This window comes from Brachybacterium rhamnosum (genome assembly GCF_039526185.1).
Classification (GTDB): domain Bacteria; phylum Actinomycetota; class Actinomycetes; order Actinomycetales; family Dermabacteraceae; genus Brachybacterium; species Brachybacterium rhamnosum.
The window spans coordinates 1,474,997-1,491,108 of sequence record NZ_BAAAIS010000002.1; the positions used below are offsets into that span (position 1 = coordinate 1,474,997).

A 16,112-nucleotide genomic window follows, 5' to 3' on the forward strand; every position below is an offset into this window, starting at 1 on the left:
GGGCGGAGTCGGTGGCCGACGTGGCCGACGGGCCTCAGGCCTCCTCGCGCCGCGCCACCATCTCCGTGATCCAGATCGGGGCGAAGGGCGAGATGCAGCCGACGGCCGTCGGGTAGTCCCGCAGCACGCCGAGCCGCTCACCGATCGTGAGGGCGCGCTCGCGCAGCTCCGGATGCTCGATGCCGATCGTCGCGAGGGTCTGGTTCATCGCCCACTGCAGGCGCTCCGGCGCTGTCGCCATCCGCGCCTCGACGTCGTCGAGGAGGGCGGGCAGGTCGAGCACCTCGGGGCGCTTCGCGACGGCCTCGGAGGTGAGCGCCCAGCCGGCGCTCTGCACGACCGGGTCCGGGTCCTCCATCCAGCGCCCCCGCAGCTCCTCGGTGTGCTTGGACTTGCGGACCATGTAGTTGACCAGCCAGTCCTGCACCTTCGGGGTGCCCGCCTCGCGGAGCATCGCATCGAGCTCCTCCGGCGAGAGCAGGCGCGGCTTCGCGATGAGCAGGGCGAGCAGCCGGGCGTCCACCTGACCGGTGGCCCACAGCGCGAGGGCGAGCTCGTGGTCCGAGCGCAGGCGCTTCGCGACGGCGCGCAGGGCGGAGAGGTTCACCGCGTGCTCGTCGCCGTGGCGCCGGTTGACCTCGAGGATCCGCGGGTCCGCGAGGCCGTCGAGCTCCTCGAGCAGGGCGGGGACGGTCCGGGCGGGGTCGTCGGTCGCGGTCATGTCGTGCTCCTCCGGGGCGGACCGCCCACGATATGGCTCGTGCCAAGAGCGGGGGCGGCAGGCGGCTACGGTGCCTCCATGATCCGCCATACCGTCTCCTTCACGCTCGTCCACGCCGAGGGCTCCGCCGAGGAGCGCGACTTCCTCACCGCCGGGCCCGCCCTGCTCACCGCGATCCCCGGCGTGCAGGACTTCACCGTCTCCCGCCAGGTGAGCACCAAGAGCCCCTTCCGCTTCCAGTTCGCCATGACCTTCGCGGACCAGGCCGCCTATGACGTCTACGACGCCCACCCCGACCACCGCGGCTTCGTCGCCTCCCGCTGGGCCACCGAGGTCGCGGACTTCGCCGAGCAGGACTTCGTCCCCGTCGCCTGAGCCGGAGCCCCGTCGGTCGGCCCGTCGACGGTGCACCGCGAGCGCCGTCGCCGGGGCGGCGGTCCCGGGCACCGACCCGCCACGGCGCGGGGGCCCCGCAGCCACTAGGGTTGCCGGGCGCCTCCACCGACGAAGGGACCTCCCGATGACCACCGCCACCCCCGCCACCTCCGCCCCGCGACGACTCCGCGCCGGCGTGATCGGCCTGGGCTGGGCCGGCCAGCAGCACGTCGCCGCCTACGCCGCCGATCCCACCGTGGATCTCGTCGCGCTCTCCGCGATGGAGGACCATCTGCTCACCCGCTTCGGCGACGAGCACGGCGTCGAGCTGCGCTACCCGGACTGGCAGGAGATGCTCGAGAAGGCCGATCTCGACATCGTCTCCGTCGCCACGCCCACCTTCCTCCACGCGCCCATGGCGATCGCCGCCCTCGAGGCCGGTGTGCACGTCCTCACCGAGAAGCCGATGGCGCAGTCCGCCGAGGCCGCCCGCTCGATGGTCGAGGCCTCCCGCCGTACCGGGCGCATCCTCGAGGTGTCCTTCAACCATCGCCGCCGCGGCGACGTCGCCGCCCTCGCCCAGGTCATCGAGTCCGGCGTGCTGGGCGAGATCCACTACGCGAAGACAGGCTGGGTGCGCCGCGCGGGCATCCCGGGCCTGGGGACCTGGTTCACGCAGGCCGAGAAGTCCGGCGGCGGCGCCCTCGCGGACATCGGTGTGCACATGCTCGACATGACCCTGCACCTGCTGGGCGAGCCCGCCGTGCGCACGGCCTCCGCGAGCACCTACGCGGACTTCGGCCCGCGCGGGCGCGGCGGCTCCGGCTTCGGCATCTCCGACGTGGCCGACGGCGTCCCCTTCGAGGTCGAGGACCTCGCGACGGCCTTCCTGCGACTCGAGGACGGGGCGACCGTGCTGCTCGAGGCGAGCTGGGCGCAGATGATCCCCTCGGACCGCTGCTCGGTGACGCTGTACGGCACCGAGGGCGGCGCGGAGCTCGTCTTCGGTACGCCGGAGGGGGACCACCTCACCGTCTGGACCGAGGTCGCGGGGCTCCCCGCGGAGGTCAAGCCGGCCATCGGCCCCGACGGCCGCCATGCCGCCGCGGTCGCGGACTTCATCGAGGTGGTGCGCAATGGCGATCCCGCCGAGCACACCGGGGAGATCGCGCTGCGCCGCGCCGAGGTCCTCGAGGCCTGCTACCGCTCCGCCGCCGCGGGCGCCGAGGTGGGCATCGGCGCCTGAGCCCGGTCCCTGCCGCGCGCAGGGATGCAGGGAGAAGCCGCGAGCGGTGGACCGCCCAGGGGGAAGGGCGGCCCACCGCTCGCGGTGGTGCGGAGACGGGGTGGAGCATGCTCCGCCCCGTGCCGTCAGGCGGAGCGCCTGTCCTGGAGCTCCTCGGAGACGGAGCGGCGGGAGCTGCCGGCAGTGCGTGCGATCAGGTCGGCGTCGCTGTCGACCGTCTCCTCCGCCAGGTAGTCGAAGTGCTCGGCTGCGGTGTCATGCGTATCGGTGATCTTCATCGAGTCCTCCTCGGGAAGCAGGGGGCTGTTCATCGCCGGTTCACCCGGTGTGATCCACAGCATGGCACCGGAACCTCGGAGATTCGGGCACGACACCTGGAATGTGCATGACAGACCGTTCGGGAGGAACGATCCGCGCTCCCGCCCCCGCTCAGTCGTCGCTGCGAGGATCCCGCCGGCGGGCGGCCTCGCGCTCGGCCGCGTCGATGATCGCGTCCTCGCTCTCCTCGGCGCTCGGACCGCGCCGGCCGCGCAGGCCCAGGGCGATCCCGATCGCGAGGCCCAGGCCCACGCCCACCGCGCCGCCGGCCCAGATGTTGCCGAGCAGCTCGATCCCCACGCCGATCCCGAGCATCGTGCCGATGAGGATGCCGAAGGGCAGCCAGGTGGCGTCGAAGGGGCGGCGCGGTCGGTCGGTCACGGGTCTCCTCAGGGCGAACGGTCCCGGACAGCGTAACGGGGGACGCCCGGCCCACCACCGCGCGGGTGATGGGCCGGGCGTCCCCGTCGGCCGTCGAGGGGATCAGCCGTTGAACTCGGCCGGGTGGGGGCCGGTGCGGCCGTCGCGCTCCAGGGCGTCGATCGCCGTGAGCTCCTCCGGCGAGAGGTCGAAGCCGAACACGTCGAGGTTCTGGGCGATCCGGGCCGGGGTCACGGACTTCGGGATGACCACGCGACCCTGCTGGAGGTGCCAGCGCAGCACCACCTGGGCGGCGGTGACGCCGTGGGCCTCCGCCGCGTCGAGCACGGCCTGGTCGGAGAGCACGGCGCCCTGCGCGAGGGGGCTCCACGCCTCGGTGACGATGCCGTGGCGGGCGTTCGCCGCGACGGTCTCGCGGTTCTGCAGCGCCGGGTGCAGCTCCACCTGGTTGATCACGGGCAGCTCCCCGCCGAGCTCGGCGAGTCGGTCCAGGCGCTCGGGCAGGAAGTTCGAGACGCCGATCGAGCGGGTGAGGCCCTCCGTCCGGAGCGCCTCGAGGGTCTGCCAGGCGCCGAGGTAGGCATCGGTCGCGGGGGCCGGCCAGTGGATGAGGAAGAGGTCCACGTGGTCCAGGCCCAGCTTCTCGAGGCTCGCCGCGAGCGCCGCGCGCGGGTCCTCGAGGTCGGCGACCCACAGCTTGGTGGTGACGAAGAGCTCCTCGCGGGGGAGGCCCGCGGCGGCGATCGCCCGGCCCACGCCGCGCTCGTTGCCGTACACGGCGGCCGTGTCGATGCTGCGGTAGCCGGCCTCGAGCGCGTGGCCCACGGCGGCGGTGGTCTCGTCGTCCGGGACCTGGAAGACGCCGAAGCCGAGCTGCGGGATGGAGCTGCCGTCGCGGAGGGGGACGGTGGGGACGGAGGTGGTCATGAGGGGTCCTTCCGGGTGGTGGTGCCGGCCGGGGTCGGCCGACGGGAGGTGGGTGAGGTGAGGGGAGCGGGTGGGGGGGGCCGCTGGGGTCACCGGGTCGCGAGCGCGGGCTCGGCGGCGGGGGTGACCTCCGCGGTGCCCCGTCGGCGCAGCTCGCCGCCGGGGGCGAGATCCGCGACGAGCAGGATCGCGAGGCCCGCGAGGGTGATCGCCGCGTCGGCCCACAGCGGGGAGGTGTAGCCGAGGCCCGCGGTGATGGTCACGCCGCCCACCCAGGCGCCGAAGGCGTTGCCGAGGTTGAACGCGGCGATGTTCGCGCCGGAGCCGAGCGTGGGCGCCGCGGACGCGTGGCGCATGATCCGCGTCTGGAGGGCCGGGACGGTCGCGAAGCCGAGGGCGCCCATGAGCACGAGCGCGACGATGGTCGCGACCTTGCTCTGCGCGGTGAGCGCGAAGATCACGAGGACCGCGGTCAGGGCGGAGAGCGCGACGACGAGGGTGAGGCTCACGTGCTTGTCCGCGGCGCGCCCGCCGAGGATGTTGCCGATGAAGAGCCCGCCGCCGAAGAGCACGAGCAGCCACGGCACCGAGGAGGAGGCGAAGCCGGAGACCTCGGTGAGGGTGAAGGCGATGTAGGTGAAGGCGCCGAACATGCCGCCGTAGCCGAGCACGGTCACGAGCATGGAGGCCCACACCTGGCCGGAGCGGAAGATCGTGAACTCGCGCAGGATGCTCCCGCCGTTCCTCTGCGGGGCGGCGACGCCGCGCGGCACGAGGATCGCGATGCCGATCAGGGCGAGGATCCCGATGAGGGTGATGGCCCAGAAGGTGGAGCGCCAGCCGGCGGCCTGGCCGAGCAGCGTGCCCAGCGGCACGCCGAGCACGTTGGCGATGGTGAGACCCGCGAACATGAGCGCGATCGCGCCGGACTGCTTCTGCGGGGCGACCAGGGAGGCCGCGACGACGGAGCCGATGCCGAAGAACGCGCCGTGGGTGAGGGCGGCGATGATGCGGCCGGCGAGCATGGTCGCGTAGTCGGGCGAGAGCGCGGAGAGCAGGTTGCCGGCGATGAAGAAGACCATCAGGGCCAGGAGGGCGCGCTTGCGGTCCACGCGGGAGAGCGCGACGGTCATGAGGATCCCGCCCACCGCGACGGCGAGGGCGTAGCCGGAGATGAGGCCGCCGGCGGTGGCCTCGGAGACGCCGAGGCTCGTGGAGACCTCGGGCAGGAGGCCGGCGATGACGAACTCGGTGAGTCCGATGCCGAACCCGCCTGCGGCGAGGGCGAGGAGTGCGAGGGGCATGAGGGGTGATCCTCCTGGTGTGCGGCGCGGGATAACCTGCGCCAGACGATGAAGCGCGTCTGCAGTAGTTGCAGACGCAAAGGAATCTGACGGACGAGATCGTTGCACACGCGCGCTATCGGCGCAAGGAGGGTATGCTGGGTGCGTTCGTACGAGTAAGGGAGGCCACATGGGCATCGCGGACGACGCCGTGGAGATCCGGGCACGGGGATGGCGCACGCTCGCCGCGCTCCACGGGCTCATCGAGGGCGAGCTCGAGCAGGCGCTGCAGAAGGAGCACCAGCTCTCCGTCGTCGAGTTCACCGTGCTCGACGCGCTGAGCAGGCAGGACGGCTGGCACATGCGCATGCGCCAGCTCGCGCGCGCCGCCGCGCTCTCCAGCAGCGCCACCACGCGCCTGGTCACCCGCCTCGAGGACCGCGGCCTGCTCGTGCGCATCCTCTGCACCCATGACCGCCGCGGCATCTACACCGAGCTCACCCCGCCCGGCCGCGCGCTTCTCGAGGCCGCGCACCCCACCCACGACCGGGTGCTCGAGAGCGCCCTCGCCGAGGCCGCCGAGATCCCTGAGCTCTCCGGCCTCGCCCGTGCGCTGCACGAGCAGGTGCCGGAGCCGGCCCCGGCCGGCTAGGTGGGCGGTGACCGGAGGGAGCCCGGTGGGTCCGGCGCTCCGCGGCTGAGCCTCGCGGCCCGCCTCATGCCGGCCGCCATGCGCGTGCGCCGCGCGGACCGCCACCACCGCACCCGCGAGGACGTGCGGCGCCGCCTCGCGCAGCTGACCCTCCGGCCCGAGCGGACCGACCGCCGCCCCGGCCCACTGGCGGCTCGCCCAGCAGCTCGCCGTCGAGGCGCGGGTCGAGGTGCTGCTGCCCGTCTACCCGCTGGTCCAGCACGGCGGCACCGCGGAGACGGTCGTCCCCGTCGTCGCCCGCCTCGCCGAGGAGGCGGCGCGCCCGCTCGTGCTGCACGGCGATACCGCGGGCGGCACCATCACGCTCTCCGCGGCGCTCCTGCTGCGGGACAGGGGGAGGGCGGCGGATCTCACCGTCCTCATCGCCCCCGCCCTTGACCTGTGGATGCAGGACCCGGAGATCGACGCCGTGCAGCCCCACGACCCCTGGCTCGTGAGGGCCGGGCAGCTCGAGCTCACCGAGCGCTGGATCGGCGAGCACGGCGAGGATCCGGTGCTGAACCCGTTCCTCGGCGACCTCCGAGGACTGGGCCCGCTGCTGCTCTTCAGCGGCACGCGGGACCTGCTGAACACCGACACGCGGCTGTTCGTGCGCCGCGCACGGCGCGAGGGGGGCCGATCGAGCACCACGAGGCGCCGGGCCAGATCCACGTCCATCCGCTGCTGCCGACCCCGGAGGGCCGTGAGGCGCGGGCGAGGATCGTCCGCGCGGTGCGGGAGGTGACAGGCCGGGAGTGAGGTAGGCCCTGCCGGCTCTCAGCTGACCGGACGAGGCTGTCCGACGACGACGGCCACGCCGCGAGCGCGCAGCAGCTCCGACGTCCCTCGATGACCCGTCCTCGAGACGGTCGCGGACCGGGATGTCTTGCGGGGGCGACGCCGCAACGGAACGCCGCCACTCATCTCATCGACGTGCGCACCGCTCGGGCGATCACCGCCCCCGCCAGTGCGAAGAGCGAGACCGCGCTGACGCTGTGCAGGATCGTCGCCCATGGAGCGTGATCTGCGCCCCCGACCATGAAGGTGTGGGCCAGGGTCATCCCGGCCGGGAAGGACGCCACCAGGTAGGCGAGTGAGCCGAGCGAGAGCAGGCCGAGCATGATCATCGCGACGGTTCCGGCACTCACTCGCCCGCGCACGCCGAGGATTGCCACGATCACCGCGGTGACAGGTCCGATGAGGAGGGTGACCGTCATCAGTCCCCAGCCCATGGTGTCCTCGGAATCCCTCCCGTCGATGACGTCGTGGATCTCCTCCAGCGTGAGGTCGGGCATCGTGGCGAGCGGGTTGAGCACCTGGATCTGCAGTGCTGCGAAGGCCGCATAGGCCAGCACGGCTGCCGCTCCGACCGGGCCGACGAGGCGGGCGGGGAGCGAGGCGGAGGAGGTCATGCGGCGAGTATGCCGCCGCCGATCATCCAGTTCGTGGGGGTTCTGTGTCGAAAGCGGGGAGGTCCGCGATGGGTGTGGTGATGTCGCGCGTGCTCGTCATCGTCGACGGCTTCGCTCGCGGTCTGCTCGGTGGACCCTGACTCCTGGGCGTCACCCTCGCCGCGCCGCCGACGGCGTCATCCGGTGGGCCCCGTCGGGGAGGAGCAGTACGGCCGTGATGGTGCCCCCGGGCAGATTCGAACTGCCGACACCCGCTTTAGGAGTCCTGGGCAGGCTGTCACCTGCGCCGTTGCAGGTGGTGCACAGGGTGTCCGAAGGGAGCTGATCGCTGCCGAGTGCGCCGTCGGGGGTCACCAGGGGGTCACGTACCGACGTGCCCAGCATGGTACCGAGGGCAAGGACGCGGAGCGTTCGCGGCAGCCCCACGCCCACGGTGAATCGATGGGAGCGCCCGAGTACGGCCGCGCGACGAGGTCCTGTGGTCTACCTACTGTCCGCGCTCCACCTGTAGCTGGAAGGCGGAGGTCGTGATCGTAACCAGTTCTAGTGGAGGAAGTCGTGATGAACAAGGAAGACCGAGACGCCGAGGCTGCGGACGAAGCGCGGCTTGCAGAGTTCGCGGAGCGGTTCGAGGCGGGAGAAATTGAGGTGGACGGCACGGCCGTCGTTCGGCTTCCGAGGGAGGCGTTCGGGATCCACACCGGGCTCTGGCGGCTTGTCATGGGGGACAGACCCGCTCCTGCGCTCTACGGACGTGCGGTGAAGGAGGCCGTAGCGGTCGCGTACGAAGTGGACGGTGTGCTTCGGGGAGTGGTGTTGACTCCTGCGGGCGCTCTAGTGGCTGAGGACCTCGAAGAGCTGAACGAGCAGATTCGTGCGTACGCAGCGAAGGCTTGGGAGCTTGATGCTGAGGACGTTCAGGTGACGGTCCGTCTGGTCCAGGGATCGGAGTTGGAGGCGGCGCTGTTGGACGACTTGTCCGGAGACTGAGCGCCCGTCCTGGCAGTGGCCGGCTTCTTCCTGATCGGAGGGGGCCGGCTCTTGCTATGCGGCGGCGCAGCGACGGAGCACCGCGGCCCGCAGCGGAGCGAGGACACGCGGGCGCACGGCGCAGCGCTGCCGCGCGGCGGCGTAGCCGCCGCCTTGAGTCAGTAAGGAAAGTTCTCACCCGACCTACCCAAGGCGGAGGGAACAGTCCGCGGCCGCGACGTCCACGCATGGGCAAAGTACGCGTGGAGGAGAGCTGAAGTTCTGTGAATATGTTAGAAGTACGTCGTAGGTCTGGGCATCCGTGGCATCATGTGGAACAGACGTCGCCCGCTCTGTGGCGAAGACACGGATGTTTGGGACGGAGTGGCGATGAAGATTTCTGATGTGACAGTGGGTAACTATCGGTCGATCGGCCGCCAGACACGTTTTGATCTTGCAGACCTTACAACTTTGGTTGGGCCAAACAATGAGGGCAAGAGCAATCTATTGCGTTCCGTCGCATTGGGGCTCCGTGTCATCGATGCCTGGGGAAGCCTGCCGGACGAGGCAACCCGAACTGGAGAACTCACGGGCCGCCAAGTCATGATGGTATACGAGTCCTATCGCCCACGAAGGAGACCCGATAGGCATCGTGATGTTAACTATGAGTGGGTCACAGACTTCCCGTTGCACAAGCAATCGGCATCAAGTCCCAAGCCGACGGTCATTCGCATTAGATTTAAGCTAAGCGAAAACGAGATGATCGCCTTCAAAGAGGCAACGGGTCTTTATAATAATGGGGACCTGCCGATCGAGCTTCGATTTGGTCGCACAAGAACGTCTCTCCAAGTAGTCAAACCGGGTAAGGGCGCCGCTGGGTACAGCAAGAAAGCTCCTGCGATTGCTCGTTTCGTAAGTGAGCGGATTGACTACGTCATGGTGCCTGCGATGCGTACCATGGAGCAGGCTATCTCGTTGCTCAATGAACTCGCTTCAATCCGCCTAGCTGAGCTCGCGCGCACCGAAGATTACCAAGAAGCACTCCGCAAAGTTAATGAGCTTCGAGCAGACGTAGTTGAGGGCGTTCAATCCGACCTTAAGTTGACTATTTCAAGCTATCTTCCTGGCGTTGAGTCGGTTGAACTTGAGCAGCGCGACGTGCGATCCTCGCAGAGCATAAATCGCGTCACTATTGATGACGGATCGGCGACTTCGCTCGAGCAGAAGGGGGACGGCATTAAGAGCCTGTTCTCTCTGGCGCTGATTCAGCATCTTGCGCGTGAGCGGGCGAGCGGCGCGGAATCAAACTTGGTCCTCCTGGTGGACGAACCCGAGGCGCACCTACACTCGCGCGCGGTGCATGACCTACTCACACTCTTCACGAAGATTGCTCGTGAGCAGCAAGTGGTTCTGGCCACGCATAATCCTATTTTTGTGAACCGTGAGAAGGTTTCAGCGAATGTTCTCGTTAGGGGCAATACGGCTTCGGCCGCGCGTTCGGTGAAGGATATCCGAGAGGTTCTAGGGGTCGAACTGCACGACAATTTGAACTCGGCCGAGGTCGTCATCATTACCGAGGGGCTGACGGACGCTGCGATCCTACCCGTCGCGCTCAGCTTTCTCAGCGTGTCAGATGCGACAGATATTGCGGCTGGTCGCATTGTTTTCAAGGCCGCGACAGGCAGTGGTAAAATTGCACGGCTAATACAGCAAGAACGATCTACCGCCTGCCGCATTCTTGTGGTGCTCGATGGCGACAAAGCCGGGAGCATGGAAGCCGAACGACTCCACGATGAGGGAATAATAGATCGCAAGAGTATTTTCGTGCTGCGCGACGCGGGCCGGATACAGTCGGAAATTGAGGATCTTCTGAATCCTGAAGTTTACCTTGACTCACTCGCCGAGACCTTTGGGCGAACATTCAAAGAGAATCAGTTCAAGAACCCACGGAAGAAGTGGTCAGAGAATTTTACTGCCGCCGCATCCGTGCTTGGTGTTTCGGGTGGCGAGGCGGACAACCTGACGACGGCAAAAAGGACTATCAGTGATGCCGTAAAGCACGTCACCGAGCAGCCTTTTAAGGATTCTTCGCTTCCTGTCCTTGAGGCACTTGGTGAAGCGGTCTGGGGTAAGGGCGCCACGGACTAGTCCACGCGATGGTTACTTCCTGAACCTTCGGGGAGGGGCGGCCCTCCATCGAGGCGTTTTCCCGCGTGATCTTCGCGCGATTGGATTTTCGGCTACTAGAACGGGGGAGTGTCGGGGTCTTCGTAGTTCTCTTGAGGTGGAGGTGCCGTCCATTGCTTCCAGATCTGTGTCAGTACCGCGTTGCCCGATATGGCATCGCGCATGATATTCTCATTGTAATCTGTTAAGAGGCGGCGGCGTCGCCTTGGGTGAAGGATATTGCGCTCGAAGACGGGATCTAGATAGTAGGGGTTTTCTTCATCTGCGTCCGGTATGGACGGTCCTAACTTTCGCGCGAGCGAGACCTCAACGACTTCGTAGGCTTCGGCTAGCTGGTCTCGAATCGCGATCTCCTCGTCACGTGCTTTTGAAAGTCCGGCGAGGTCGAGGTCGAATAGCATGTCGAAGGGGCCAAGTATGTCATCGATTTGACCCGTGCCTTCGATGAGATGCTTGATTGCTGCAACGTGATTAGGAGTGTATCGCCGTCTCAAAGTCGTGGGTGAGATTGATTGGGCTTTAGCTACTTCTGTCATTGAGGGCCTCGGGTCGGCAATCTCCCGGAAGTAGGCAGTGAGTAGTGAACGCGCATCCGAGAGTGCAAGCATAGAGAGGGAGGCGTGGTTTATTTCCGATATTGCCCAGTCGTATCCAATATCGCTTGGTTCCGGGACTTGAAACTGCCGGCTGTGCTCGATGAGGCGGACCGCGGCTTGTGCTACGGCTGGAGGGACCGCGCCGTGGAGCTCGCGTAGCTCTTCGAAGTAGTCGTTCGGTGCCATCCAGCCATGCTACTGGCAGGCACGGAGTGCCGCACGGCAGGAGATGCTTGCCAAATGGCACGCTGCGTGCGACGCTTGCAACCACGACACCGGAAGGGGTGGTTGAGATGGCGACGTTCGCCGTGGACAGCAGCAAGCAGCAGATGATCGGCACGGGTGTGGTGGAGCCCGTCATGGAGTGGGTCGAGGTCGATGGCAAGCGTCGGCCTGGCGACAACCAGGCTCGTCACGGGGACACGGGGATGCCCCTCTGGGCGGTGGAGTGCGTCTACCGGTCGGAGGAGTGGGGGAGAGCGTCGACGCTCTCGGAGAAGGTGACGGTCGGTGCGATGAGCAAGCCGAGCGTGCAGCCCTTCCGACCGGTCTCGTTCGACGGCTTGTCGGTCTCAGTCCGTGTGGATCGTCGCACGAACTCGATCGCGTGCTCGTGGTCGGCTGAGTCCATCGCTGGCAGTGAGGACGCGAAGAAGGCGGCCGCCTGATGTCGGCCCGGAAGGATGACGACTGGGCTGCGGCTCTCGCCGGGGGCTGCCTGGCGGTGCTCTTCATCTCCGCGTCTTGGCTGTTCCGGCGATTCTGGGTCGCGCTCGCTTGGTTAACGGTGTTCGCTATGGCCTGGTCGGCGGATGCTGATGCTTACGCGTCATGGCCCGTGCGCACCGTCGTGGTTGCGGGTGTGCTCGTGGTTCTGGCGATCCTGTCGCGGCGGTTCCCCTGGGTGACGAAGGCGCTGCCGGTTGCGTCGGAGCTGCGGCGGCGCCGTGAGGCTCGGGAGCGCAGTGCAGGTAACGGGTTGCTACGGAAGTTCGGTTTCGTCACTTCCGATGACACCACCCTTTATCGGACGAGCTTCGCGCGGGGAGTGTGGACGATCGATGCTCCTTTGGCCTCGCTGACGGACCCTTATGCGGTGGAGGCGGTCCTGTGGGATCGGCTCGCGATCATCGATGGTGCACAGGACGTGAGTGTGGAACAGACTGCCGTGGGCGGGCACTTCCGAATCACGTTCTTGAGTGAGCCTCGACGTGACGCGCGGGCTGAGCTTGCGCTTCTCGACCGGCCGTTGCCGTGGTCCGGTGACTGGGACGCAGTTCCCTACGGTGTTCGGGCTGACGGAAGTCTTGCTACCCACAGGCTGCGAGAGTGCAGCGGGACGGTCGTGGGCGGGCTCCCTGGTGGAGGGAAGACCGGTGGTCTCGCGACTCTGCTGAGTGGGCTCGTCTCTTCTCCTGCGGTGCAGTTCTTCGTCTGGGACGGCAAGGGTGGGCACGACTGGGGATGGCTCGCCCCGCGGGCAGCTCTCTACAACCGCGATGACGAGGACCGGGAGCGAGTGGCCCTCGAACTCGAGGCCGTGGTGCAGGTGATGCGTTCCCGGCTGGACGGGATGGTCCAGATGCGCGGTGGCCCTTCGATCTGGGAGACGGGTGGGCCGTCGCCCGATATCCCGCTACTGGTGGTGGTAGTTGACGAGTGCCAGACCGTGCTGGACAAGGAGATGATCCCGAGGGCCGATAAGGACGCCCTGGCGTACCGGCAGCGCACGGAGGCGGCGCTCTCGGTTCTCGTGCGGAAGGGGCGTTCGGTCGGGATCTGGGTCATACCGACGACTCAGAAGCCAACGAGCGATTCGCTCCCGACGACCATCGGTGCGAATGCCGCCAGCGCCATCGCTTTCCGTGTGAAGACCCATGAGGCGGAGCGCGCGATTCTGGGCACGGCGCCGGGGCCCGATGAGCCGTCAGCAACCTCGTTGCCTGCCGTTCCCGGGTATGCGGTGGTCGCGTCCGAGAACGGAGACCGAGAAGTCGTACGATTCGGCTACCTGTCCAGTGAGGTGGCTGGGCAGATTGCCGCCGAGCATGCAGACCTTCGTCGGTCGGTGATTGGACCGATTGTCCGTGAGTCGAAGAAGGACCAGGAAGAGAACACGGACTCACCGTCGCCGACGCGACGCACGGAGGCCTCCTCACGGTCGCGAAGTTCGAGGAGCTCGCGGAAGCCACGGAACGAGGCCGCGTGATGACGCAGACGTGCGGGCAGGCTGTGGCTCGCCATGGATGAGGCTCTGCTCACTGGCTTTGTCTCCTCTCGTATGCCGGGTGCAGGTGCGTTGCCTGACCTTGACATAGCGCAGCTTTCCCCGGCGGCCCGACAGGCTGCGGAACGGTGTGTCCGGACGGGCCAGTGGTCTCAGTGGAGCGAGTCGGCATCGCGTTTGGGGTGGTGTTCGCATCCGGTCCGGCTGCGTGGTTCGTCAACGGCAGTGGACATACGGACTGGAGCTGTCGAGACGTTCAGCTCCTCGCAGGCGCACGATGGAGTGGTCCGAGTTCCCTGCGGGAATCGACGCGCGGACAAGTGCCCGGCCTGCTCTCGCATCTACGCGCGGGACACCTTCGAGCTGATCCGGACGGGCCTGCTGGGTGGCAAGCAGGTTCCCAAGGCGGTGGCGAACAATCCACTGGTGTTCGCGACCATGACCGCTCCATCATTCGGCCACGTTCATGGGCTGCGAGGCGAAGGGCGCTGCCGTCCTCGGAGCGACGCAGAGGCCTGCTCCCACGGTCGTCTGCGGGGCTGCCATGCATCGCATCCGGAAGGGGATCGCCTGCTGGGCTCGCCGTTGTGCTGGGAGTGCTACGACTGGACATCGGCGGTGGTTTGGCAGTGGCATGCTCCCGAGCTGTGGCGCCGAGCCACTATCGCGCTGCGGCGCGTTCTTGCCGCGCACCTGGGAATGACGAGCGCGGGTCTGCGGAAGGTCGCGACGGTGCAGTACGCGAAAGTCGCGGAGTTCCAGGCTCGAGGTCTCGTGCACTTCCATGCGCTGATCCGCCTGGACGGTCCGGATGGTCCCGGTTCCCCATCACCCATCGACGGGCGGATGCTGGCGATCCTGGTGGAGAAAGCCGTGCGAAGCGTGCGAGTGGAGGCACCTCCCGTGGACGGTGATGACGTGCTGCGGGTTCTGCGCTTCGGGAACCAGTTCGACGCCAAGGTCGTCCGTGCGGGGCGCTCGGGGGACATGCTCGATGACGCACAGAGCAGCGACGAACTGCACGCGGGCCAGGTCGCGGGCTACCTGGCGAAGTACGCAACGAAGTCCACCAGTGGAGATGCGGTGCCGAGTCCCCACCACCAGCGGATGGAGCGGGAGTGCTGGGCACTGTCGAAACGGGCCTATGCCTTCGCGGAGGACTCGCCGTACGTGCTGCTCGGGAAGTGGGCGCGGATGCTCGGGTTCCGGGGGCACTTCTCGACCAAGTCGCGGGCCTACTCCGTGACCTTGGGTAGGTTGCGCGCGGCGCGGCGCCGGTTCGCTCGGCTGAAGGCTGAGGCAGTGCGCGCGGGTGAACCGCTCGATGTTGCTGATCTGGAGGCGTACCTCCTCTCGGACGAGGAAACGACGTTGGTGGTCGCGTCGTCATGGGAGTTCGTCGGCAGCGGCTGGGGGAGCCAGGGAGACAAGGAGCTGGCGGAGGCTGCGGCTGCACGAGCCCGCGAGTACGCACAGCTGCGGTCGGAACGTCATAGAGAGCAGAGATTCAAGAAAGGAACGGGAGATGGATGAGTACATGACGAGCGCGGAGGTCGCTCAATGGCTGCGGGTCGACAAATCGACACTGTGCCGGTGGCGCACAGCGGGGATCGGGCCGCGGGTGACCTGGTTGGCGCCGTCGCTTCCTCGGTACGCGCGCGCAGACGTCGAGGCCTGGCTGCGCGAGGTCGCGGCGTGAGCGTGGACAAGCTTCCCTCGGGGAGGTTCCGGGCCCGGGTCAAGCGTGGGCGGCACGTGGTCTCGACGAAGACGTTCGACCGCAAGAAGGACGCTTTGGCGTGGGAAGCTGCTGAGCGCGTGCGTCTTGCTGGAGGGTTCGATCCCCGGCTCGGCAAGAGCACGACCGTTGCCGCTGCGGTGGCAGAGTTCTTGTCCGACCGCGAGGGGCGAGTTGCCGCCTCGACGGTGGCGACGGACCGTCGGTTCCTGAATGCTCTCCCGGTCTCGGTGTCGCGGTCACCGGTGGGGGAGCTTACCCATGCGGAGGTTGAGCGCTACATTCACCGGCTCCGTGTCTCGGCGGGGACGAAGAGGCGTGCCCTGATCTCGCTCTCGGCGTTCTTCGGGTGGGCCGTACGTCGTGGTTTTCGCACCGACAACCCGGCAAAGGGTGTGAAAGTCGCAGGGGAGGCCCCGAATCATGCCGCGACCATGGCGACGTGGGACGACGTGGAGATGATCGCGGCGCAGATCAACGACCCGGGGTACCGCCTGTACGTGCGGGTAATGGCGTACACCGGTCTCCGCCCGGGCGAGATGAGAGCTCTCCGAGTCGGTGACGTGTCCGGGGGGCGCCTCCGGGTGCTGCGGTCCCATCCTGAGGGGCATCCGGAGAAGGACGTGAAGAACCACCAGGCGCGGTTCGTCCCCGTCGCTGCTGCGGTGCGCGGCGACCTGGAGCAGCACATGTCGGAACGTTCCCCTCGGGAGCGCGTCTTCACAGCTCCCGGGGGAGGTCTGATCGCATCGCGGAACCTGCGTCGAGACGTGCGCTGGTCAGTGATCGCCCCGGAGCTGCGGCTGTACGACCTTCGGCATGTAGCGGTCTCAGAGTGGGTGCGTGCCGGTGTGCCGCTGGCGACGGTGCGGACCTGGGCCGGGCATTCTTCGCTGTCGGTCACATCGCGCTACACCCACGTGGCGGGTAGCGAAGATGTCGCGGCGCTGGAGCTGGTGAACGGCAGGGCGGGTGTCACGCGGGGGTCACAGGCGACCCAGGGATCGCAGGAGACCGTCCGATGACGGCCGTCCTCGCTGG

General features: G+C 67.7%; 17 protein-coding genes and 1 pseudogene. 11 read left to right on the forward strand and 7 right to left on the reverse strand.

The genetic code is table 11. The features are described 5' to 3' along the window. Window positions 1-34 precede the first annotated feature (34 nt). Window positions 35-721 carry a DNA alkylation repair protein gene (locus ABD080_RS08605; RefSeq protein ID WP_137770065.1) on the reverse strand — a complete coding sequence of 229 codons (687 nt, stop codon included), beginning with the start codon at window positions 719-721 and terminating at the stop codon, window positions 35-37. Window positions 722-799: 78 nt separating this feature from the next. Between ABD080_RS08605 and ABD080_RS08610 the strand changes: the two genes are divergently transcribed. Next, entirely contained in the window at window positions 800-1,096 is a 297-nt protein-coding gene (locus tag ABD080_RS08610; RefSeq protein WP_343904402.1) for a Dabb family protein, read from the forward strand. Window positions 1,097-1,241: 145 nt separating this feature from the next. Further along, window positions 1,242-2,342, forward strand: coding sequence for a Gfo/Idh/MocA family protein (locus ABD080_RS08615; RefSeq protein WP_343904403.1), 1,101 nt, complete (start codon window positions 1,242-1,244; stop codon window positions 2,340-2,342). Window positions 2,343-2,467: 125 nt separating this feature from the next. Here ABD080_RS08615 and ABD080_RS08620 read toward each other — a convergent pair whose 3' ends face one another. From ABD080_RS08620 to ABD080_RS08635, 4 genes are all read right to left on the reverse strand, one after another. Then, window positions 2,468-2,620, reverse strand: coding sequence for a hypothetical protein (locus tag ABD080_RS08620; RefSeq protein ID WP_168198050.1), 153 nt, complete (start codon window positions 2,618-2,620; stop codon window positions 2,468-2,470). A 151-nt stretch (window positions 2,621-2,771) separates the two neighbouring features. Next, complete coding sequence (locus ABD080_RS08625) at window positions 2,772-3,041, reverse strand: hypothetical protein (protein WP_343904404.1); 270 nt, start codon at window positions 3,039-3,041, stop codon at window positions 2,772-2,774. 102 nt (window positions 3,042-3,143) lie between these two features. After that, complete coding sequence (locus tag ABD080_RS08630) at window positions 3,144-3,968, reverse strand: aldo/keto reductase (protein ID WP_343904405.1); 825 nt, start codon at window positions 3,966-3,968, stop codon at window positions 3,144-3,146. Between the two features lie 89 nt (window positions 3,969-4,057). Next, entirely contained in the window at window positions 4,058-5,272 is a 1,215-nt protein-coding gene (locus ABD080_RS08635) for an MFS transporter (protein ID WP_343904406.1), read from the reverse strand. Between the two features lie 169 nt (window positions 5,273-5,441). Here ABD080_RS08635 and ABD080_RS08640 point away from each other — a divergent pair, with 169 nt between their 5' ends. Both ABD080_RS08640 and ABD080_RS08645 read left to right on the forward strand, forming a co-directional pair. Further along, window positions 5,442-5,903, forward strand: a complete 462-nt coding sequence (locus tag ABD080_RS08640; protein ID WP_343904407.1) for a MarR family winged helix-turn-helix transcriptional regulator — start codon at window positions 5,442-5,444, stop codon at window positions 5,901-5,903. A gap of 190 nt (window positions 5,904-6,093) precedes the next feature. Then, window positions 6,094-6,687 (forward strand): annotated as a pseudogene (locus ABD080_RS08645) (alpha/beta hydrolase fold domain-containing protein); the annotation flags it as partial. A gap of 175 nt (window positions 6,688-6,862) precedes the next feature. Here the strand turns inward: ABD080_RS08645 and ABD080_RS08650 are convergent. Next, complete coding sequence (locus ABD080_RS08650) at window positions 6,863-7,354, reverse strand: hypothetical protein (protein ID WP_343904408.1); 492 nt, start codon at window positions 7,352-7,354, stop codon at window positions 6,863-6,865. Between the two features lie 561 nt (window positions 7,355-7,915). Here ABD080_RS08650 and ABD080_RS08655 point away from each other — a divergent pair. Next, window positions 7,916-8,344 carry a hypothetical protein gene (locus tag ABD080_RS08655; RefSeq protein ID WP_343904409.1) on the forward strand — a complete coding sequence of 143 codons (429 nt, stop codon included), beginning with the start codon at window positions 7,916-7,918 and terminating at the stop codon, window positions 8,342-8,344. A gap of 369 nt (window positions 8,345-8,713) precedes the next feature. Continuing rightward, entirely contained in the window at window positions 8,714-10,471 is a 1,758-nt protein-coding gene (locus ABD080_RS08660) for an ATP-dependent nuclease (RefSeq protein ID WP_343904410.1), read from the forward strand. A 95-nt stretch (window positions 10,472-10,566) separates the two neighbouring features. On the opposite strand, the gene ABD080_RS08665 is transcribed toward ABD080_RS08660, so the two are convergent. Further along, window positions 10,567-11,292, reverse strand: coding sequence for a hypothetical protein (locus ABD080_RS08665; protein ID WP_343904411.1), 726 nt, complete (start codon window positions 11,290-11,292; stop codon window positions 10,567-10,569). 107 nt (window positions 11,293-11,399) lie between these two features. Between ABD080_RS08665 and ABD080_RS08670 the strand changes: the two genes are divergently transcribed. The 5 genes from ABD080_RS08670 to ABD080_RS08690 all read left to right on the forward strand — a co-directional run bounded on the left by ABD080_RS08670 (window position 11,400) and on the right by ABD080_RS08690 (window position 16,096). Continuing rightward, window positions 11,400-11,774, forward strand: coding sequence for a hypothetical protein (locus ABD080_RS08670; protein WP_343904412.1), 375 nt, complete (start codon window positions 11,400-11,402; stop codon window positions 11,772-11,774). Then, window positions 11,774-13,315 carry a hypothetical protein gene (locus ABD080_RS08675; RefSeq protein WP_343904413.1) on the forward strand — a complete coding sequence of 514 codons (1,542 nt, stop codon included), beginning with the start codon at window positions 11,774-11,776 and terminating at the stop codon, window positions 13,313-13,315. Before ABD080_RS08670 ends, ABD080_RS08675 begins: the two co-directional genes overlap by 1 nt. 72 nt (window positions 13,316-13,387) lie before the next feature. Continuing rightward, window positions 13,388-14,866 (forward strand): replication initiator, encoded by a 1,479-nt coding sequence (locus tag ABD080_RS08680; RefSeq protein WP_343904672.1) that lies wholly within the window; start codon window positions 13,388-13,390, stop codon window positions 14,864-14,866. After that, window positions 14,859-15,032 carry a helix-turn-helix transcriptional regulator gene (locus ABD080_RS08685; RefSeq protein ID WP_343904414.1) on the forward strand — a complete coding sequence of 58 codons (174 nt, stop codon included), beginning with the start codon at window positions 14,859-14,861 and terminating at the stop codon, window positions 15,030-15,032. Before ABD080_RS08680 ends, ABD080_RS08685 begins: the two co-directional genes overlap by 8 nt. Next, on the forward strand, window positions 15,029-16,096 hold the full coding sequence (locus ABD080_RS08690) for a tyrosine-type recombinase/integrase (protein ID WP_343904415.1): 1,068 nt from the start codon (window positions 15,029-15,031) through the stop codon (window positions 16,094-16,096). The genes ABD080_RS08685 and ABD080_RS08690 overlap by 4 nt, the downstream gene beginning before the upstream one ends. Window positions 16,097-16,112 lie beyond the last annotated feature (16 nt).